The organism is Peribacillus sp. 05N428 (assembly GCF_056397085.1).
In genome coordinates this window covers 1-18490 of sequence record NZ_JBFTMS010000023.1, presented here as the reverse complement: position 1 = coordinate 18490, position 18490 = coordinate 1, and the positions used below count along the sequence as shown (strand labels likewise).

Genomic DNA, 18490 nt, shown 5'->3' with positions numbered 1-18490 from the left:
GAACCGATTAAAAGTTGTCTATTTTTCGAAAAGCTCTATGATAGTCATAAAGGCAAAAATCATCTAGGACAGTAAAATAGGAGTGATCGTTATGAGTGGAGGACATATTCCATTCAGCCACAAAGGGCGCAGTGCAATACATGCAATACCCTCAAAAGGAAGCATATGGTTGATGCTTAAACAAATGTTCAACCGGGTCCCATCGAAATGGAAGTTTTGCTCTTTGGTTTTATGTATCATGCTTTTCATTTCATTGCTTGAGTTCTCCATCCCCCAATTGACACAGTTTACGATTGATAAAATCATTCCCGAAAAAAGATATGACTCGTTGATCTGGATTGGTGCAGGAATTCTTTGTGCTGCAATCTTATTGGCTATACTGAACTACTTTAACAGCTATATCGTTTCCAAGGTCGGTCAAAAGGCCATCATGGATATACGTAATAGCATGTATGAACATATTCAAACACTGGATATGAAATTCTTTGATAAAAACCGGACTGGTGACTTAATGTCGCGGTTGACCAATGATGTCAATTTACTGCAGCAGCTCATCTCTTCGAGCATGCTTCAAGTGTTGACTGACACGGTGACCTTCATTGCCGTAGCGGTATATATGCTTTTCATTAACTGGAAGCTTACCATTGTCCTTCTAATTACATTCCCTTTCATGTTCTATATCACAAGGGTATTCGGGAAACGCATCAGGATGTCATTTATGTCTGTGCAAAGTTCCGCAGGAGATGTCAGCAACCAGTTACAGGATTCGATTTCAGGAATGCGGCTCATTCAATCTTTTACAAATGAAGAATTCGAATCAAGACGGTTTGCGGAGCGTAATCAGGAAAATATGACTGCAAACCTTAAGTCCGTTCGGCTGCGTTCCATGTTCGGGCCGATTATTGATTTATTGAACAATATCGGTCTTGTAGCAGTCATTGTGTTCGGTGCTTGGCAAGTGATGGAAGGTGAATTCACAATAGGATTAATCGTGGCCTTTCTAGCCTATTTGAGGTTGCTGCAGAGTCCCGTTCGCAATTTTAGCCGGGTAATCAGCATTGTCCAGCAATCAGCCGCCGCCTTTGAGCGGATAACTGAAATATTGGAAACCCAACCTGAAATAAGTGACAAGGGAAATGCCATAGAACTCCCTGCCATAAAAAAGAAAATTGAGTTTAAAAGTGTTGATTTTGCTTATGATGAGACTGTTCCTGTTCTCGGCAATCTAAATCTGACCATGAAAGCTGGTCAAGTAACCGCTTTGGTCGGCTCCTCCGGCGCAAAGAAAATCGACCATCACGAGCCTACTGATCCGATTTTATGATCCGCAAAATGGAACGATTAAAATGGATGGACATAATATCAAAGATGTGTCACTGAAATCATTACGGGGACAAATGGGAATTGTTTCTCAGGATATCATTCTATTCAATGGTTCTATCCGTGATAACATCGTATATGGCAAACTTAATGCTACAGATGATGAAATCATCGAATCCGCCAAAGCTGCAAATGCGCATGACTTTATCAGTGCCTTTCCTGATGGTTATGATTCTCAGATCGGGGAGCGCGGAGTCAAGCTTTCAGGCGGACAAAAACAGCGCATTGCCATTGCCAGGGCACTTTTGAAAAATCCGCAAATCATCATTCTCGATGAAGCAACGGCGGCCTTGGATACAGAATCTGAACATTTGATCCAGCAAGCCTTGTCACGTTTAATGAAAAAACGGACTTCAATAGTCATTGCACATCGTTTATCGACCATTCATGACGCCGATCAAATCATCGTTATGGAAAAAGGGCAGGTTCTTGAAAAAGGAACACATGACCAGTTAATGCAAAACAACGGCCGATACAAGCAGCTCCATGACTTACAGTTCCCTCAACTAAGCGATATCAACTACCTAGCAACTTAGCAGGCAAACATGCACAGAAAGCCTTTCTGTGCATGTTTGGTTTCATTTGAAGTCATAACTTTCCAAAACCCGATTCGCAATGAGCTGATACCCTTTTTCATTCGGATGTAACTTATCACTGAAATACTTTGTTTTCTTTTCATCTTCAAAAAGATCATTTGTAGGAATGAATAACATCCGTTCACCTTTATCGGCTAATCCCTTTATTGACTCGTTATAATCGCGAATGTGCTTTTCAAGTTTTTGATTGTCTTTAATTGGGTTATATAGTCCTACTACCAGAATATCCGCTTTATCGTTTGCCTCTATCAGTGTTGATGTAATTTTTTTCAGATGGTTGATATATTCCCGTTTACCCTCATTGATTTTTCGGTCACTTATTTTCTCCAAGTTCCCGCCATTACTATTGATCAAGTCATTCGTTCCAATAAAAACAATGAAAGTATCGGCTTCATCAAGTTTCGTTTTAATGCGGTAATCATCTAGCTGTTTCATCACCCCATCCGTTTCCTGGCCTTTAATACCGTAATTCCAAAAACTCACTTTTTGCTCCGATTGCGGATTATTCAATTCATCCTCAAGGCCATCTATATATCCTTCCCCGTCCTTATCCCCTTTTCCATAGGTTAATGAATCTCCAAAAGCCATGACCCTTTGCACATCTTCCGACTCCGAGGCCTGAAATTCATATGCAGCAAAACATATAACCAGTACGATAATCAATATACCTGCCAATTTTTTCATTTGGTTCTCCTCTTGTCTTTTTACTAGAAGTATTTAATCTTTTTCATACCCAAAAAATCTGCAGTACTAACATAAAAAAGAATTGTCAGATAAAGAATAAAGAGTGTATGATAATATAAAACTTTCAATGGAAACGGGATTACCCTTCATTCTGGAGATTGAATAAATGATAGTTAGGAGTTTAAATCATGGAAGAACACATAGAGTTTAGAGAGGCAGAACTATCTGATCTACCCAGAATTGTTGAAATATATAATTCGACAATTGCTTCAAGAATGGTCACGGCAGATACGGAACCTGTATCCGTCCAATCGAGGGTTAAATGGTTTGAGGAACATCATTCAGAAAGTAGACCGCTATATATCATTACTATAGAAGGGAAAACCGCTGGATGGATGAGCTTTCAATCCTTTTATGGCCGACCGGCATATAATTCCACTGCCGAAATCAGTATTTACATTGATGATTATTTCCGGGGAAAAGGAATTGGACAAATTTCGATTCGAAAGGCAATTGAATTGAGTCCAAAATTAGGCGTTAAGACTTTATTGGGTTTCATTTTCGCCCATAATACACCAAGCCTTAAGCTTTTTTCCAAATTCGGGTTTGAAGAATGGGCACATTTACCTCAAGTTGCCGAGATGGATGGCATTGAGCGGGATTTGATCATTCTAGGTAAACGTGTCGATATTTAATATATAATTCTTTAGAGCTATTGCCTTGAGCAGTAGCTTTTTCAGATTAATACAGGTCGAATTGCTAATTTAAAAATACCTATATGCTTCTTGAAGGGAAAAATATTCAGAATCTCTTTTACTTGCTAACGTATTCAATAGCGTATCCAATTCTTGACTGGCTTGTACAGTCAGCAGACTTGTTAAGCCGTAAATCGCTCCCAACTTTATCATTTCCTGTCTCTTCTCTTCTACTTTTTCTATAGTTACCTTACGGCAAGGCATCATAGTCACCTCCCATTTATTCAATATTTTTACACTTTCATCATAATGAAACCACTAGTTAAAATCAACTATTTTTCAGAAATTAAATGTGTTATTTTATAGGTCAAATGTGACAAAACACCTATTTTGTTATTTAATTATGTATAATTTGTGTCGTTTTCTAATAAACGCAAAAAAAGCATCCACTAGTGTAGACTGCGAATGCTTACATCATATCCCTTATCCAAAAATCCAAATATTGTATTCCGTTTACTATGTCATCCATTCAGAAGGTGACTCGTTATTAGGTCTATTTATAACAATCTTATATTCATCTTCAAGTACTTTTAATGGGGCATCATAAAGGTGCCTTTCATCAGAGGTTTTGTATACTCCATTGGCCAATAGCTCTTCAATGAGTTTTGCCTTCCTCTGTTCAATCCTCTTAAATAATTCTGCCATGTAAATGGCTCCTTTCCCAGTCGTCCTAGTGCCTGCTTCTAGTTAGCTAAACTTTATCAACTTGTTTGATTTCACCAAATTATATATACCTTTTCTAGTATGTCACTAAACGTTATTTCCCAAAAATAAAAGCCCCTTCTAATTTAAGAAGAGGCTGACAGTGTCCGTACGGCTCTTCTTATCTTCCAAGCATATGCTTGTTGGATTTAGCACAGTTCCCTAAACGGGTCCGCTGCCGAGGTTTCTTAGGGCCAAGTCCCTCCACCTCTCTGGATAAGAATTCGATATATAATGATGTAGAAATGATTCTAACCTAATAATCTTCAAAAGTCAATTACCTGGTTCTCCCTTTTTTCCTGGACATAAAGTGATTCCTCTTTCAAATACGGGTTGCATTTTCTTGTCTTTCTGATATGATGTCAGTAATTACATACAATTCACACCACTAGGGGAGTCTTTTTTAAGACTGAGATGGAATTAGTTCCGGACCCTTTGAACCTGAACCGGCTCATACCGGCGGAGGGAAGTGGATGATATCGTCCATTTTACAGACTATATCCATCTACCCCGTTCCGTATTCAGGAACGGGGTTTTTTATTCAACAAAAGGAGCCATTCTATAGGAGGATGAACAATGGAGAATACAAAATTAGAAACATTCAGTGATAGACTGCATGCACGGGCAAAAGAGATTTGGAAAAGGAACCATTCACATCCCTTTGTCCAGGCAATTGGAAACGGTACACTTCCTGAAAAGAAATTTGCCTATTACCTGAAGCAGGACTATGTCTATCTCATGGATTATTCCAAGCTCTTTGCTTTAGGTGTCATCAAAGCCCATAACATCGAAACCATGGCAAAATTTGCGAGCATTTTAAATGAAACCCTTCAAGTGGAAATGGATATTCATCGGCATTATGCTTCCGAATTCGGGATCAGCTCCAAGGAATTGGAAAGTACAGAACCTACTCCAACCACTCTAGCCTATACAGGTTACATGCTAAATGCAGCTCAGCATGGGACTTTGGCAGACTTGATCGCCTGTCTCCTGCCCTGCGCTTGGGATTATTATGAAATCGGTTTGCTATTAAAAGAACAAAATGGAGCAGCACTGGAAAACAATCGCTACGCAGATTGGATAAGGTCCTATTCATCTCCTGAATTCGGGGAAGCACACAAGTGGCTGATCACTTTGTTGGAAGAATTGACGGAAGGCATGCCTGAAAAGGAACTTCTTAGATTAGAAAAGCACTTTTTGGTTACTTCCCGATATGAATATTTATTCTGGGACATGGTTCAAAATGAGCAGGATTGGCCTCTGTAGGTGGTTGACATGAGGATGAATCCTATCAAGAAACTGACATTGACAGCCATGATCACGGCTTTAACGACGCTGACCAGTTCATTTATTTTCATCCCTGCAGGATTTGCAAAAATCTTTCCTATTCAACATCTGGCAAATGTCCTGACGGCGGTTCTATTGGGGCCTACATATGCTGTGACACAAGCTTTTTTAGTTTCCATCATTAGAAACATGTCTGGTACCGGTTCAATTTTCGCCTTTCCCGGCAGCATGATTGGTGCACTTTTGGCCGCCATCCTTTATCGAAAAACACAAAGCTTAAAATTCGCCTGTTTAGGGGAAGTGATCGGGACCGGCATTCTCGGTTCCCTGGCCTGTTATCCGCTTGCAACCCTCCTATTGGGAGAAAAAGCTGCTCTTTTTGGTTTTTTACCGGCTTTTATGTTCAGTTCATTCGCAGGGGCGATTTTAGCTTTCATATTACTTAAAATACTGCTAAAAAATAATTATATGAAGGGGTTTTTTTATGAAAACAGCATTAACGATCGCAGGCTCTGATTCAGGGGGCGGTGCTGGAATACAAGCGGATTTAAAAACATTTTCTGCACATGGTGTATTTGGAATGTCTGCCATCACAGCCGTAACCGCCCAAAACACAATGGAAGTCCGTTCTGTACAGCCCATTGAAACAGCTATCATATCGGATCAAATTGCAGCTATCTTTGAAGATATTCCTGTCGATGCAGTAAAAATAGGCATGCTTGGATCTAAAGAAATCGTGGAAACGGTCGCTGCGTCCCTTAAAACCTTCATGCCTGCCATCGTTATCCTTGACCCTGTCATGATTTCCAAAAGCGGCCACCATTTGCTCGACGAAAAGGCCGTCTCTGCCTTAAAAACGGAATTGCTTCCGCTTGCAACTCTTGTAACACCCAATGTACCAGAAGCGGAAGTACTTACTGGCTTCCCGATTCGGACGAAACAAGATTTCTACAGGGCATGCATTTCGATACAAGAAATGGGTCCCAAAGCCGTTTTACTTAAAGGCGGCCATGCAGCAGGAAATCCAAATGATCTTTTTTATGATGGTACTGACTTCCACTGGATCAAGGGAGAGCGCATTCATACCAAAAACACTCATGGTACGGGCTGCACCCTATCATCCGCCATTACATCTAACCTGGCAAATGGACTGCCATTGCAAGTCTCGATCGAACAAGCCAAGACCTATATTTCCGAAGCGATAAGCAATAGCTTTTCAATCGGTAAAGGTCATGGACCTGTCCATCATTTTCATTCATATTCAAAAAAAGAACGGAGTGACTTGTTATGAAGATTTCTTCAGCCGATTTATTTATGAAGGTAAGAGAAAGGAAACCACTCGTTCACCAAATCACAAACTTTGTTACGGTCAATGACTGTGCAAATGCCACCCTTGCCATCGGAGGTTCACCAGTAATGACATCGAGCCCAAGAGAAGTGGCGGATATGGTCAAATTAGCAAATGCATTGGTCCTGAATTTCGGTACGATCGATGATAAAGCCTTGGAAGCAATGGAGATTGCCGGTAAAACGGCAAATGCCCTGGACATCCCGGTCATTTTGGACCCGGTGGGAGTTGGTGCCACCTCCTATCGTACAGAGCAAGTCAAAGAGCTCCTAAGTAAGGTTACTTTCCAAATCATTCGCGGAAATGCGAGTGAAATCCTGTCAATGATGGGTGGGGATACCGTTACACGCGGAGTGGATTCGGGGGAACTTGCGATTAGCAATGCCGAGCTGGCTGCACAAGCGGCAAATGAATTGAATAGCATCATCGTGGTCAGCGGAGCTAAGGATGCGGTCAGCGATGGAAAACATACGTCCATCATCGATAACGGGAACCTCCTTTTAACTAATGTTACAGGTACCGGATGCATGTCCACTGCTCTTATCGGAACTTTTTCCGGAGTCACCGATGATTTCTATTCTGCCGCAATTGCCGGTATATCAACAATGAGCATATCAGGGGAACTGGCAGCCTCAACCCTTCAAAAGGATGAAGGAACAGGTACTTTCCGTGTGCGATTAATCGATGCCATATCAAGAATGGATAAGGAAATCTGGATGCATGAGGTGAAACTAAGTGAAGAAGTCGCAAATTGATTTAAGCCTGTATTTAGTTACGGAAGAGTCCATAGCAATAGAAGAATTGACCAAAATCATTGCAGAATCGGTTTCAGGAGGAGTCTCGATCGTACAACTTAGAGAGAAAAACAATTCCTCCCTCTCCTTTTATAAAAAAGCATCTGCATTAAAACAGTTATTGAATGAGCTTTCCATTCCCCTTATCATCAATGACCGGGTGGATATAGCACTTGCGGTTGGAGCGGACGGAATTCATATTGGACAAGATGACCTCCCACTGCCTGTCGTCAAAAAAATGGTTCCTGAAGATATGATTGTCGGTGTATCTGTCTCCACTCTTGAAGAAGCTCTCGAAGCCGAACGAAATGGAGCCGATTATATCGGAGTAGGTTCCGTTTTCCCCACCAAGACCAAACAAGATGCAACCCTAATGGCACTTGAGGATCTGGGGGGAATTTGCCGCGGCGTATCCATTCCCGCAGTAGCCATCGGGGGTATCACTGCCGATAACATTTCCGCTCTTTCTGATAGCGGACTATCAGGTACCGCAGTCGTATCGGCCATCATGAATGCAAATAATCCGAAGACTGCCTCCGAATCCCTTTTAAAAATAATAAAAGACTTTAAATAACAAAAGGATGGAGACTGCATGCAGTCCCCATCCTTTGTTTATGTCAAAACGGTATTCTTTGTTTCCTTCCCAAAAGCCACGGCAACTGCCCCCACTAAAATAGCAATTGTAAAAATGGTGAAAATCGATGAAATCGGTGTGTCTGCGGCAACTAGATACCCTACAAGCAAAGGTCCCAGAACACCGCCAATTCTCCCGATCCCTGCAGCTAACCCAGCCCCTGTACCGCGAACGGATGTTGGATACTGCTCAGGTGTATACGCATAAAGTGCACCCCATGCCCCTAGGTTGAAGAAAGAGAGGAACATTCCGGAAACTATCAGCAGTGCCAGCCCCTCTGCCGATCCAAAGAAAAAGGCACTGACGGCCGTTCCAATTAAGTATGTGATCAAAACGAATTTACGTCCCATCTTCTCTATCAGCCATGCAGCTGAAAAATAGCCCGGAAGCTGTGCAAGCGTCATGATCAAAACATATTCAAAGCTTTGAATCATGCTGAAGCCTTTAAGGACCATAACACTTGGCAGCCATAAAAACATCCCATAATAGGAAAAGACCACGCAAAACCATAGAATCCACAATACAAGTGTCTGACGGGAGTATTCCTTTTTCCAGACACTTTTCATATTGCTTAATACAGATGGTCTTTGCTTTTTTTCAAGTTCCGTATACTTTGGTGAATCCGGCAGTTTCAAGCGCAGATACAGCGCATATAAAGCTGGAACTGCGCTCAATAATAATGCAACCCGCCAACCATAAGCCGGTATGATGAAATAGGATATGAGTGCTGCCAAAATCCAGCCAACCGCCCAAAAGCTTTCAAGAAGGACGACGACCCTTCCCCTTTTACTCGCTTCAACACTTTCAGAGACCAATGTCGAGGCAACCGGGAGTTCTCCCCCAAGTCCCATTCCAATCAAAAAACGCAATATCAAGAACAGGCTGAGTGTACTGACTGCTGCAGACAGGCCGCTTGCGATCGAAAACAATAATAATGTAATGATAAAGACATTCTTTCGTCCGACCCTGTCGGCCATCGCACCAAAGAATACCGCGCCAACAGCCATTCCTATGGAGTTTATGCTCCCAATCCAGCCAACCTGCTCACTGGTTAAGTTCCAATCCTGCTTTAATGCAACAATGATGAAAGAAAGCATACCGACATCAAGTGCATCGAACATCCAACCAAGACCCGCAACACCAAGTAACTTACGCTGCGATATCATTTTCGTATTATTTCCCATATATTCCTCCTGAAGAACTTTAGACCTTCTTGTTATTTTATCCTTTTTCATTTTAACTATTAACTTTCATTTTTGCTATAGTAATTACACATGTCATGACAAAATAATACTACATTTTTTTAATAGATGAAGAAATCTTGGATATTCTGTCGAATGTTATAGATTGAATATTCCCTTTTTTTCATTTATCATAAAAATTGGCAATCATAGCGTTAACAATAAGTCATCATGTTTTGCCCAAGATAAACATTTTATTCAGGAGGGTAATTAATGACAAATCTAACGTTAGAAGTAAGTGGAAAGCTGCAAAAATTTTTAACAGGACCAAAAAAGCTTTATATTAATGGTCAGTTTGTAGAAAGTGCTTCAAAAAAAACCTTCTCCACTCCTAATCCTGCTACAGGACAAAAACTTGCCGATGTTTATGAAGCTGATAAAGAAGATATCGACTTAGCCGTCAAAGCTGCACGCAAAGCATTCGATGAAGGTCCTTGGTCAAGAATGAGCGCAGCTGCACGCAGTAGACTGATGTATAAACTAGCAGATTTAATGGAAGAAAATAAAACTGAACTTGCTCAATTGGAAACGTTGGATAATGGGAAACCAATCAGTGAAACTACAAATGCCGACATTCCTTTAGCAATTGAACATATGAGATATTTTGCTGGCTGGTCCACCAAGATTGTTGGACAGACCATCCCGGTAAGCGGAAATTACTTTAACTACACAAAACACGAGGCTGTTGGTGTTGTCGGCCAAATCATCCCTTGGAACTTTCCGCTTCTTATGGCGATGTGGAAACTGGGAGCGGCACTTGCTACAGGTTGTACGGTCATATTAAAGCCCGCTGAGCAAACACCGCTTTCCGCTCTTTACCTGGCTGAATTATTGGCTGAAGCCGGTTTCCCTGATGGGGTCGTCAATATCGTTCCCGGTTTTGGTGAAACCGCTGGACAAGCGCTTGTCGACCATCCGCAAGTAAATAAAATTGCATTTACCGGTTCGACCGAAGTTGGAAAATTGATCATGCGTTCCGCTTCATATTCATTGAAACGGGTCACATTGGAACTTGGAGGGAAATCGCCAAACATCATCCTGCCTGATGCGGATTTCTCAAAAGCCATTCCTGGAGCTTTGAATGGGGTCATGTTTAACCAAGGCCAGGTATGCTGTGCCGGTTCAAGGGTTTATATCCAAAAGAAACATTATGATAATGTTGTTGCCGATATGGCCAGCCATGCAAAAAACATCAAACAAGGGATAGGCCTAGATCCAAGTACACAAATTGGACCGCTTGTTTCCGAAGAGCAGCAAAATCGGGTAATGGGCTATATTGAAAAAGGGAAAAACGAGGGTGCGGAAGTTCTTGTCGGCGGAAATAAACCGGGTGAACAAGGCTACTTTGTTTCTCCTACTATATTCGCTGGTGTTGAAGAGGATATGACGATTGCTAAAGAAGAGATTTTCGGACCGGTCATAGCGGCAATGCCATTCGAAGATTTAGATGATGTCATTCACCGTGCAAATGCCAGTGAATATGGTTTGGCTGCCGGCTTATGGACAAGCGATATAGCCAATGCCCATTATGTTGCAGGAAAACTCCGTGCCGGTACCGTATGGGTGAACTGTTATAACGCGTTCGACGCAGCTTCTCCGTTCGGCGGCTACAAACAATCCGGAATCGGACGTGAAATGGGATCTTATGCACTGGACAACTATTCTGAAGTGAAAAGTGTCTGGATTAATTTGGGTAAATGATTTACTGACTATTAAGAAAGAGGGTCTCAAAGAGGCCCTCTTTCTTTCAGTCCATTGATTCACTGCACCAAATCATCAAATTATTCAACTATTCAAACCTTTTCAATAGTCTTTCCTTCTTTAGTTTTGGTAAAATGCAAGATAGACAAAATAGCTGCTGAAGCAGCTCCCTGCCGGTTATAATGAACTCCTTCGTATTCGAGTAGTTTTCACAAACGATGTAAAAAGTTTCTTTTTTATATGACAAAAAGTACAATTGAAAACGTAGAAAATGGAAAAGGAGTTTTAAATGATGAGTGATTTTCAAACGAATTTAGAAAAATATGCAGAACTTGCCGTAAAAGTCGGCGTAAACATCCAACAAGATCAAACCTTGGTCGTAAACACAACATTAGAGGGTGCTGACCTTGTGCGTCTAATTGTAAAAAAGGCATATGAAAACGGTGCGCGCAATGTCATCGTTAATTGGAATGACGATATCGTTTCACGTACCAAATATGAATTGGCTCCGGATGAGGTGTTCCACGAATATCCAAAGTGGCGCGCAGAGGAAACGATTGAACTCGCAGAAAACGGAGCTGCTTATCTATCCGTCATCTCCTCCAGCCCTGACTTACTAAAAGGTGTAAAGCCTGAAAGGATTGCCAACTACCAAAAAGCATCCGGGACAGCACTGAAGAAGTGGCGTCAGTATATGCAATCCGATAAAGTGAGCTGGTCCATAGTTGCCGTCCCTTCAAAGGCTTGGGCTGATAAAGTATTCCCTGAAGAAGCAGAAGGAAAACGTGTTGATCTGCTATGGGAAGCCATTTTCAAAGCAGTTCGTGTTGATGTGAAATATCCTGTGGAAGCCTGGAAAAAACACGATGATACCCTGCATGAAAAGGTTGATTATTTAAATGATAAGCATTACCAAAAATTGCACTATACGGCTCCTGGAACCGATCTGACAATCGAATTACCCGACAAACATCTTTGGGTCGGGGCAGGAAGCGTTAACGTACAGGGGCATGAATTCATGGCTAATATGCCAACCGAAGAAGTGTTTACAGTTCCATTGAAAACAGGCGTTAACGGTACCGTTTCCAGTACAAAACCCCTTAGTTACGGCGGAAACATCATCAATAATTTTTCCGTGACGTTTAAGGAAGGACGGATCATTGAAGTAAAAGCAGAAGAAGGGGAAGAAATCCTAAAGCAATTGGTTGAAACGGATGAAGGTTCACACTACCTTGGTGAAGTCGCGCTTGTTCCATTCAACTCACCGATTTCCCAATCGAATGTTTTATTCTTCAACACATTATTTGATGAAAATGCATCAAACCATCTCGCTATCGGCAGCTCCTATGCTTTCTGTATTGAAGGCGGAAAAAACATGAGTCCAGAAGAACTTGCAGAAAATGGACTGAATGAAAGCCTTACACATGTCGATTTCATGATTGGATCGGAGAAAATGAACATCGACGGCATCAAACAGGACGGCACTTCAGAACCTGTCTTCCGTAATGGCGATTGGGCGTTTTAATTAACCGGCCTTAAGACCCGTCCATCACTTGAAAATCTTCAGCCACGTGATTTCTGCTGTACCTGGGAACATGTGGCTGTTTTTTCATGCCCAAAAAGGGAGACAAGCCCGTAGTAATATCGACTCCTTGCTTTCGAGTAAGTTCATTCACTATAACTTGGCCTGCCCCCGCTTAATCCCATATTGTGACATCCACTCCTTGTTCATCCTAAAACATGACCCATTAACTTTCTCTATACAACACTCAATATAATTAGGCTCATTGCCATATGCATAGTCTGTTTTTTATACGCAATATATCATTGGAATATGTTGAACACATCTTTCATTGCCAAATATGTTATACTATTATTAAAGAGGGTGGCTAAATTGAAAAGCAATAAGTATAATACTGGTGAAACAGTAACCATTCAGGATACTAATGAATCAGTAACCATTAATAAATGGGCATATGTAAAAAACATGAAGAGATATTCTTATACTGTTAAAGAACATCCGACTACTTTTTTCTTTGAAGAAGAATTAAAAAAAGCTTAATGACAAGTCACTAAAAACCTACTCAGTCAGAGTGGGATTTTTTTTTGCTTTCATTTTATAGCACAATAAAAAACAGACTCCCATCGAGGAAGTCTGTTCATATAGGTTACGATTTAATTTTAAAATTAAGCTTTTTGAACGTTAGCAGCTTGAGCTCCACGTGCACCTTGCTCAACTTCGAAAGTTACTTTTTGACCTTCGTCTAAAGATTTGAAGCCTTCGCTTTGGATAGCTGAGAAATGTACGAATACATCGTCTCCGTTTTCGCGTTCGATAAATCCAAAACCTTTTTCTGCATTAAACCATTTAACTGTACCTTGTTCCATTGTTGTTGCCTCCTAGTGCATAACACACATTGTATTACTATTTTTAATCATTTGGAAAATAACGAGTATCCTCTTCCACAACCAAAAACAATTCTTTATTAGATTAACATGAATTGATGCAGATAGCAAATTTTCCAGTGATTATTTAAAGATGGTCCACATTCTTTTTGCCTTCTTATTTTCTTTATTTATCCAATTTAATGATTCAGATAGTAATTAATGGGTATATCAGAGTAATAAGAAACAGTACGATTTTCACTTAAAGAATTATCAACAAGGAGGTCACTCAATGAAATATTACAAAGTTTCTAATAGCGGATTTGACAGTAAGGTTATTGTAGCCTATAGCGGGTATGAGGCACTCGGGTATTATTTAATGGAAATTGATGATCAACTTGGTTTTGTTGATGATATAGATGTAGAAGAAGTGGATGCTGATGATCGAGTCGAGATTTCCTATACCGGTTATCCCGTTTATAAGACACTTAAGGAGCTATATCAAGAGAAAGATTTTTGGCAAGTTCCTAATGTTGTCGTGGAAGTCGAATAATGAAAGCACCCCACCTTTTAGAGAATTCGAAGTTACCTCCCAATCAACCCGGTCAAATAGTATTTGGTAATTGCCAGATATTCACGGGTATATGATTTCAACAGTGACACTTTTGGTGTCTTTGCCGGCAATCCCTTCATATCCAAGCCTTCTTTTTTTGCTATTTCGACTGCCCGGTAGATATGAAAGTCATTGCTAACGATTAACCCTGAAGTTGCTGTATCAGGAATGAGTTCTTTTGAGAAAACAATATTTTCGTGAGTTGTTGTAGATTTGTCTTCCATCATGATGCGTGCTTCTTCAATTCCTTGGGCGATTAGCCCCTGTTGCATTGCTTTTGCTTCCGATATATCTTCACCCGGTCCTTTGCCGCTAGATACAATGACCACTGTATGTTTATTCGCCGATAAATATTCTGCAGCTTTATCAATCCTGTATTGTAAGGATAATGATGGAACCGAACCTTTGACCCTTGCTCCAAGAATCATGAGGTAATCGGCATTCTCCGGAATTTGCTGGCGAATGCTTTCCTGAATTTTCATGTGCAAAAATCCAAAATACCCCAGTACCGCAATGACACTTATTACACAAAAAAGTTTCATCGTCCTTTTCAAAATTTTTCCCCGCTTCATATTCTTATCCAATTCCACTAACTCCTATATAACTAAGATCGAAGAGAGGGAAATCATGAAAGACTTCCCTCTCTTCTCAATCGACAGTTTATTCTGCGACCATATCATCATATATCATTTTCCCAATTTTACTGATTACTTGACGGCTTTCTTCCTCTGATTTCATATCTTCAGTAAGAACTGCAGCATAAACAGTTTGTGTTTCTGAACGAATGATTGCACAATCATGGGCAACTCCCCGAATTCCGCCCGTTTTGCTTGCGACCTTGACTCCTCTGCCCATCAGCGATGGAAGTTTATCCCTTAATTGTTGGTTGTCAAATACATGCAATATTTTTTCCCGGCTTTCTTTCGTTAAAAAGTTGCCTGTATGTATGGCTTTTAAGCAGGTAATCGTATCTTCTGCCGATATGGTATTGTCGCGCCCTTCTTTTAATGCCTTAAAATCCTGCATTTTTCGTTCAAGGACAGTATTTTTCAAACCAAGTTCCTTGATGCATTGATTGATTTCTTCAAAGCCCAACAGGTTCATCATCATATTCGTGGATGTATTGTCGGAAACAGTTATCATCAATGTCAATAAATCCTCTACGGTCAAAAATACCTTATTCGATAAGACATGCAGGACCCCAGATCCCCCAGTCACTTCACTAGGCGGGATGGTCACTGGTTGGTTCAAATAGATTTTCTTTTGTTCACTTTGACGATAACCTTCGATGATCATTGGTATTTTGATCAAACTCGCTGATTGAAAGGATTCATTCTCGTGATATCCAATCGTGTCACCAAGACCATTTTCAATTTTATATGCGATTCTCCCATTAAATGTTTCAACTAATGCCAAGATATCATGTTCTATAGTTTGTATGGTCATCTATTCCCTGTTCCTCCCTTAGATATCATTTAAACCCCTATAAAAAACTCCCTTATACCCTAACTTATTCTACCATGTTAAAAGCAGTACAATCTTATTAGAAATTCCAAATTGAATAAATTTTTGTATAAAAAAAGAGCCTTCATACCGAAAGCTCCGAGTTTGTAGACAAAAGGGTTCCCAATCTGAATTTTTAAACAAAGTTGATTGGAACGGAGGGTACGAGACTCCTGCGGGAAAAGCACGTCCAAGGGAAACCCCACAGGCGCCACGAGCGCCGAGGAGGCTCCCGGACCGCCCGTGGAAAACGAGTGCCTGTAGTGGAAATCAACGTTCATATTTTACACTCCCTCAAAAAATTGTAGGCAATCTTAATTAATATTGAGTTTGTAGACAAAAGGGGGGCCCCATCTGAATTTTTAAACAAAGTTGATTGGAACGGAGGGTACGAGACTCCTGCGGGAAAAGCGCGTCCAAGGGAGACCCCGCAGGCGCGACGAGCGCCGAGGAGGCTCCCGGACCGCCCGCGGAAAGCGAGTGCCTGTAGTGGAAATCAACGTTCAAATTGTACAAGCCATAAAAATAGACAAACTCGATTTTAATCGAGTTTGTCTACAATCTGAGAGCCTTCATATTGAAGGCTCCTTTAATGCCTGTCATTCATCTAACTTTAACGGCACGGCCCTTCACTAATGGGAATCGTTTCTTCTCCGTGGTATCGACCTGTGTGATTTCACCATCATGTACGGTTATTAAAACCGATCCATATTGCAGATCTTCCAACCTTGAAATGATATGCCTGATTTTCAATTCTTCTTTCTTTTCCATAATATCTCCCCTTCACTACTGGTAATAAAGCTTCGTTTCATGCCTAATGTTAAAAAGGTTCGCACGACAAGCACATGTGCACTTCCCACTTTCAATGTGTTCTTGGGAACTTGGTTTACCTATCATATCCTCATCACTTAACTTTCCGTATAAGAATAACCAGTTAATAGGAACTCCATATTCCCTCCCTTCCCTATAAAAAATAAAAGGCACCCGCCATCTAACAGATTAGATGTAAGGGTGCCTTTAGTTGACTAATCGGCAATATTCAGGAATGGCAAATGTTATAGAAAAATACGATTTAATGTGTCAAACCGTATTATTCTTACCAACTAACTTGGTATTTACTAATATAATCCAATTTTATCCTTTTGTCAATCCTGTGTTTAAATTTTCTGATTAGTCCGCCTTTTACATTTTACTTATTTACCACTTTACCAAACTAAACTATTTGAGATATACTATTTTAGTATAAGTTGTCGGTATTAACACACACTTTGTATTTAAGAAAGGTTCGATATAAATGGTAAATAAAAAATGGGGTTTATTGATTTTGACCACTTTCGTAATTGGAAATATGGTCGGCGGCGGAATTTTCATGCTCCCTGCTCAATTAGCACAGGTATCCAGTCCGTTAGGGGCCACATTTGCATGGATCGTTACTGGACTTGGAGTTTTTCTAATTGCTTTGGTGTTTGGTAACCTGGCAGTCCGGAAACCTGATTTGAAGGCTGGACCGCAAAGTTATGCCCAATCATTATTTAAATCTCCTGTTAAAGGAAGAGTTTCAGGGTATAGCATGGCTTGGGGGTATTGGGCTGCGAATTGGGCTGCGACAGCTTCTGTCATCATTTCATTTGCTGGTTATCTATCAACGTTTTTCCCTGTGATGCATAGTCCAAAAGTGATTTATACAGCGGGTTCGTTTCAACTTGAACTAGGTAAAGCATTAACGTTTGCGGTATGTTCCGCTGCCCTTTGGGGGATTCAAGCAATCTTGGTAAGAAGTTTTAACAGTGCTGGGAAAATGAATCTTTTTGCTACAGTTACCAAAGTGCTTGGATTCTTATTTTTCATCATTATCACGATATTCATCTTCGATACTTCCAATCTAGGAAACGGAGCTGAATTTTATGATAAGGCGGGAACTGCAATCTCTTTAGGAGATCAAGTGAACGCTGCTGCCATTTCAACATTATGGGCCTTCATCGGTATCGAAGCTGCCGTCATGCTTTCAAACCGTGCCAAGTCACAAAATGATGTAAAGAAAGCGACGATTCTTGGTTTACTTATCGCTGTTGCCATTTATATCGGCATTACTTTATTGACGATGGGTGCCATATCACAAGACGAGTTGAAAATATCACAAAAACCGCTTGTTGACGCACTACAAGCAGTAGTTGGTTCAAGCGGCACGTATATAATGGCTGCTCTTGCCGTCATTTCCTTATTGGGATCGACGATCGGATGGATTGTCGTTGCCTCGGAAGTTCCTTACCAGGCAGCGAAATCGGACTTGTTCCCGGCCTATTTTGCGAAAGCAAACAAAAATGGCACACCTGTCCGTTCTATGACTATAACAAATATCATGACACAGATATTCTTATTCTCCACTATTTCAGGTACGATTTTGGAGGCTTATAAATTTTCGATGATCGTCGCTACACTTGCTTACTTGATCCCGTACCTTGCATCCGTTCTGTATCAATTGAAACTGGTGATGACCGGGGAAACCTATGACATCATGAAAGGCTCAAGGATACGTGATGGCATTATTACAATCTTGGCGTTAATCTACTCGATCTGGGTCATCAAGACAGGTACAGCCGATATGAATACATTCATACTTGGCATTGCCTTATATGTATTCGGAATCATCCTATACCCACTCTGGATGAGAAAAAAAGCATAACCTTAAACACCTAGGCATTTTTAAATGCCTAGGTGTTTCAGACTGTAGACAAACTCGATGAAAATCGAGTTTGTCTATTTTTTATGAGTTGTACAATTTGGCCGTTGATTTTCCACTCCAGGCACTCGCTTTCCGCGGGCGGTCGGGGAGCCTCCTCGGCTTTCGCCTGCGGGGTCTCCCCTAG

Annotated in this window: 21 protein-coding genes and 2 riboswitches; of the genes, 13 read left to right on the top strand and 8 right to left on the bottom strand. The window is 40.9% G+C overall.

Annotated features, from left to right (window positions below; translation table 11 throughout):
• Positions 1 to 91: 91 nt before the first annotated feature.
• Entirely contained in the window at positions 92 to 1324 is a 1233-nt protein-coding gene (locus AC1DIV_RS19245; RefSeq protein WP_340875443.1) for an ABC transporter ATP-binding protein, read from the top strand.
• 22 nt (positions 1325 to 1346) lie between these two features.
• The gene (locus AC1DIV_RS19240; protein ID WP_340875441.1) at positions 1347 to 1916 is read left to right on the top strand and encodes an ABC transporter ATP-binding protein; all 570 of its coding nucleotides are present in this window, start codon (positions 1347 to 1349) and stop codon (positions 1914 to 1916) included.
• A 42-nt stretch (positions 1917 to 1958) separates the two neighbouring features.
• Here the strand turns inward: AC1DIV_RS19240 and AC1DIV_RS19235 are convergent, their stop codons facing one another.
• Positions 1959 to 2660 carry a DUF459 domain-containing protein gene (locus AC1DIV_RS19235; protein WP_048687285.1) on the bottom strand — a complete coding sequence of 234 codons (702 nt, stop codon included), beginning with the start codon at positions 2658 to 2660 and terminating at the stop codon, positions 1959 to 1961.
• Between the two features lie 188 nt (positions 2661 to 2848).
• Between AC1DIV_RS19235 and AC1DIV_RS19230 the strand changes: the two genes are divergently transcribed.
• Positions 2849 to 3355, top strand: coding sequence for a GNAT family N-acetyltransferase (locus AC1DIV_RS19230; RefSeq protein ID WP_034314287.1), 507 nt, complete (start codon positions 2849 to 2851; stop codon positions 3353 to 3355).
• Between the two features lie 69 nt (positions 3356 to 3424).
• On the opposite strand, the gene AC1DIV_RS19225 is transcribed toward AC1DIV_RS19230, so the two are convergent.
• Both AC1DIV_RS19225 and AC1DIV_RS19220 read right to left on the bottom strand, forming a co-directional pair.
• Entirely contained in the window at positions 3425 to 3622 is a 198-nt protein-coding gene (locus tag AC1DIV_RS19225) for an aspartyl-phosphate phosphatase Spo0E family protein (RefSeq protein WP_340875436.1), read from the bottom strand.
• A gap of 249 nt (positions 3623 to 3871) precedes the next feature.
• Positions 3872 to 4060 (bottom strand): Fur-regulated basic protein FbpA, encoded by a 189-nt coding sequence (locus tag AC1DIV_RS19220; protein ID WP_034314291.1) that lies wholly within the window; start codon positions 4058 to 4060, stop codon positions 3872 to 3874.
• Between the two features lie 175 nt (positions 4061 to 4235).
• Positions 4236 to 4340, bottom strand: a riboswitch (SAM riboswitch).
• Positions 4341 to 4497: 157 nt separating this feature from the next.
• Positions 4498 to 4602: riboswitch (TPP riboswitch) on the top strand.
• Positions 4603 to 4693: 91 nt separating this feature from the next.
• Here AC1DIV_RS19220 and tenA point away from each other — a divergent pair.
• From tenA to thiE, 5 genes are read left to right on the top strand one after another with little or no spacing between them, the layout of a single operon-like run.
• The gene (tenA, locus tag AC1DIV_RS19215; RefSeq protein WP_340875433.1) at positions 4694 to 5383 is read left to right on the top strand and encodes a thiaminase II; all 690 of its coding nucleotides are present in this window, start codon (positions 4694 to 4696) and stop codon (positions 5381 to 5383) included.
• 15 nt (positions 5384 to 5398) lie between these two features.
• On the top strand, positions 5399 to 5920 hold the full coding sequence (gene thiW, locus AC1DIV_RS19210; RefSeq protein ID WP_340878476.1) for an energy coupling factor transporter S component ThiW: 522 nt from the start codon (positions 5399 to 5401) through the stop codon (positions 5918 to 5920).
• Positions 5889 to 6695, top strand: coding sequence for a bifunctional hydroxymethylpyrimidine kinase/phosphomethylpyrimidine kinase (thiD, locus tag AC1DIV_RS19205; RefSeq protein WP_340875430.1), 807 nt, complete (start codon positions 5889 to 5891; stop codon positions 6693 to 6695). Before thiW ends, thiD begins: the two co-directional genes overlap by 32 nt.
• Positions 6692 to 7507, top strand: coding sequence for a hydroxyethylthiazole kinase (gene thiM / locus AC1DIV_RS19200; protein ID WP_340875427.1), 816 nt, complete (start codon positions 6692 to 6694; stop codon positions 7505 to 7507). The genes thiD and thiM overlap by 4 nt, the downstream gene beginning before the upstream one ends.
• Positions 7488 to 8120 (top strand): thiamine phosphate synthase, encoded by a 633-nt coding sequence (gene thiE, locus AC1DIV_RS19195; RefSeq protein WP_063596409.1) that lies wholly within the window; start codon positions 7488 to 7490, stop codon positions 8118 to 8120. The genes thiM and thiE overlap by 20 nt, the downstream gene beginning before the upstream one ends.
• A gap of 38 nt (positions 8121 to 8158) precedes the next feature.
• Here the strand turns inward: thiE and AC1DIV_RS19190 are convergent, their stop codons facing one another.
• Positions 8159 to 9364, bottom strand: a complete 1206-nt coding sequence (locus tag AC1DIV_RS19190; protein ID WP_323599117.1) for an MFS transporter — start codon at positions 9362 to 9364, stop codon at positions 8159 to 8161.
• A gap of 270 nt (positions 9365 to 9634) precedes the next feature.
• Between AC1DIV_RS19190 and AC1DIV_RS19185 the strand changes: the two genes are divergently transcribed.
• From AC1DIV_RS19185 to AC1DIV_RS19175, 3 genes are all read left to right on the top strand, one after another.
• Positions 9635 to 11122: an aldehyde dehydrogenase family protein gene (locus AC1DIV_RS19185; RefSeq protein WP_340875421.1), complete on the top strand. Its 1488-nt coding sequence runs from the start codon at positions 9635 to 9637 to the stop codon at positions 11120 to 11122.
• Between the two features lie 292 nt (positions 11123 to 11414).
• Entirely contained in the window at positions 11415 to 12647 is a 1233-nt protein-coding gene (locus AC1DIV_RS19180; protein WP_340875419.1) for an aminopeptidase, read from the top strand.
• A 369-nt stretch (positions 12648 to 13016) separates the two neighbouring features.
• On the top strand, positions 13017 to 13184 hold the full coding sequence (locus AC1DIV_RS19175; RefSeq protein WP_164855016.1) for a hypothetical protein: 168 nt from the start codon (positions 13017 to 13019) through the stop codon (positions 13182 to 13184).
• 125 nt (positions 13185 to 13309) lie between these two features.
• Here AC1DIV_RS19175 and cspC read toward each other — a convergent pair whose 3' ends face one another.
• Positions 13310 to 13510: a cold shock protein CspC gene (gene cspC / locus AC1DIV_RS19170; protein WP_034314312.1), complete on the bottom strand. Its 201-nt coding sequence runs from the start codon at positions 13508 to 13510 to the stop codon at positions 13310 to 13312.
• Positions 13511 to 13799: 289 nt separating this feature from the next.
• Between cspC and AC1DIV_RS19165 the strand changes: the two genes are divergently transcribed.
• A complete protein-coding gene (locus AC1DIV_RS19165; RefSeq protein WP_048687304.1) occupies positions 13800 to 14060 on the top strand; it encodes a hypothetical protein in 261 nt (86 codons plus the stop codon).
• Between the two features lie 32 nt (positions 14061 to 14092).
• Here AC1DIV_RS19165 and AC1DIV_RS19160 read toward each other — a convergent pair whose 3' ends face one another.
• The 3 genes from AC1DIV_RS19160 to AC1DIV_RS19150 all read right to left on the bottom strand — a co-directional run bounded on the left by AC1DIV_RS19160 (position 14093) and on the right by AC1DIV_RS19150 (position 16394).
• A complete protein-coding gene (locus AC1DIV_RS19160) occupies positions 14093 to 14692 on the bottom strand; it encodes a YdcF family protein (protein ID WP_340878475.1) in 600 nt (199 codons plus the stop codon).
• Positions 14693 to 14780: 88 nt separating this feature from the next.
• Positions 14781 to 15566 (bottom strand): serine hydrolase, encoded by a 786-nt coding sequence (locus AC1DIV_RS19155; RefSeq protein WP_340875414.1) that lies wholly within the window; start codon positions 15564 to 15566, stop codon positions 14781 to 14783.
• Between the two features lie 660 nt (positions 15567 to 16226).
• Entirely contained in the window at positions 16227 to 16394 is a 168-nt protein-coding gene (locus AC1DIV_RS19150) for a YezD family protein (RefSeq protein WP_251538764.1), read from the bottom strand.
• A 523-nt stretch (positions 16395 to 16917) separates the two neighbouring features.
• Here AC1DIV_RS19150 and AC1DIV_RS19145 point away from each other — a divergent pair.
• Entirely contained in the window at positions 16918 to 18306 is a 1389-nt protein-coding gene (locus AC1DIV_RS19145) for an amino acid permease (RefSeq protein WP_323599119.1), read from the top strand.
• Positions 18307 to 18490 lie beyond the last annotated feature (184 nt).

Excerpts from the sequence above, each read along its gene's own strand:
- AC1DIV_RS19245 (WP_340875443.1), top strand. The coding sequence starts at position 92 with ATGAGTGGAGGACATATTCCATTCAGCCACAAAGGGCGCAGTGCAATA.
- AC1DIV_RS19240 (WP_340875441.1), top strand. The coding sequence starts at position 1,347 with ATGGATGGACATAATATCAAAGATGTGTCACTGAAATCATTACGGGGA.
- AC1DIV_RS19235 (WP_048687285.1), bottom strand. The coding sequence starts at position 2,660 with ATGAAAAAATTGGCAGGTATATTGATTATCGTACTGGTTATATGTTTT.
- AC1DIV_RS19230 (WP_034314287.1), top strand. The coding sequence starts at position 2,849 with ATGGAAGAACACATAGAGTTTAGAGAGGCAGAACTATCTGATCTACCC.
- AC1DIV_RS19225 (WP_340875436.1), bottom strand. The coding sequence starts at position 3,622 with ATGATGCCTTGCCGTAAGGTAACTATAGAAAAAGTAGAAGAGAAGAGA.
- AC1DIV_RS19220 (WP_034314291.1), bottom strand. The coding sequence starts at position 4,060 with ATGGCAGAATTATTTAAGAGGATTGAACAGAGGAAGGCAAAACTCATT.
- tenA (WP_340875433.1), top strand. The coding sequence starts at position 4,694 with ATGGAGAATACAAAATTAGAAACATTCAGTGATAGACTGCATGCACGG.
- thiW (WP_340878476.1), top strand. The coding sequence starts at position 5,399 with ATGAATCCTATCAAGAAACTGACATTGACAGCCATGATCACGGCTTTA.
- thiD (WP_340875430.1), top strand. The coding sequence starts at position 5,889 with ATGAAAACAGCATTAACGATCGCAGGCTCTGATTCAGGGGGCGGTGCT.
- thiM (WP_340875427.1), top strand. The coding sequence starts at position 6,692 with ATGAAGATTTCTTCAGCCGATTTATTTATGAAGGTAAGAGAAAGGAAA.
- AC1DIV_RS19190 (WP_323599117.1), bottom strand. The coding sequence starts at position 9,364 with ATGGGAAATAATACGAAAATGATATCGCAGCGTAAGTTACTTGGTGTT.
- AC1DIV_RS19185 (WP_340875421.1), top strand. The coding sequence starts at position 9,635 with ATGACAAATCTAACGTTAGAAGTAAGTGGAAAGCTGCAAAAATTTTTA.
- AC1DIV_RS19180 (WP_340875419.1), top strand. The coding sequence starts at position 11,415 with ATGAGTGATTTTCAAACGAATTTAGAAAAATATGCAGAACTTGCCGTA.
- cspC (WP_034314312.1), bottom strand. The coding sequence starts at position 13,510 with ATGGAACAAGGTACAGTTAAATGGTTTAATGCAGAAAAAGGTTTTGGA.
- AC1DIV_RS19165 (WP_048687304.1), top strand. The coding sequence starts at position 13,800 with ATGAAATATTACAAAGTTTCTAATAGCGGATTTGACAGTAAGGTTATT.
- AC1DIV_RS19160 (WP_340878475.1), bottom strand. The coding sequence starts at position 14,692 with ATGAAGCGGGGAAAAATTTTGAAAAGGACGATGAAACTTTTTTGTGTA.
- AC1DIV_RS19155 (WP_340875414.1), bottom strand. The coding sequence starts at position 15,566 with ATGACCATACAAACTATAGAACATGATATCTTGGCATTAGTTGAAACA.
- AC1DIV_RS19150 (WP_251538764.1), bottom strand. The coding sequence starts at position 16,394 with ATGGAAAAGAAAGAAGAATTGAAAATCAGGCATATCATTTCAAGGTTG.
- AC1DIV_RS19145 (WP_323599119.1), top strand. The coding sequence starts at position 16,918 with ATGGTAAATAAAAAATGGGGTTTATTGATTTTGACCACTTTCGTAATT.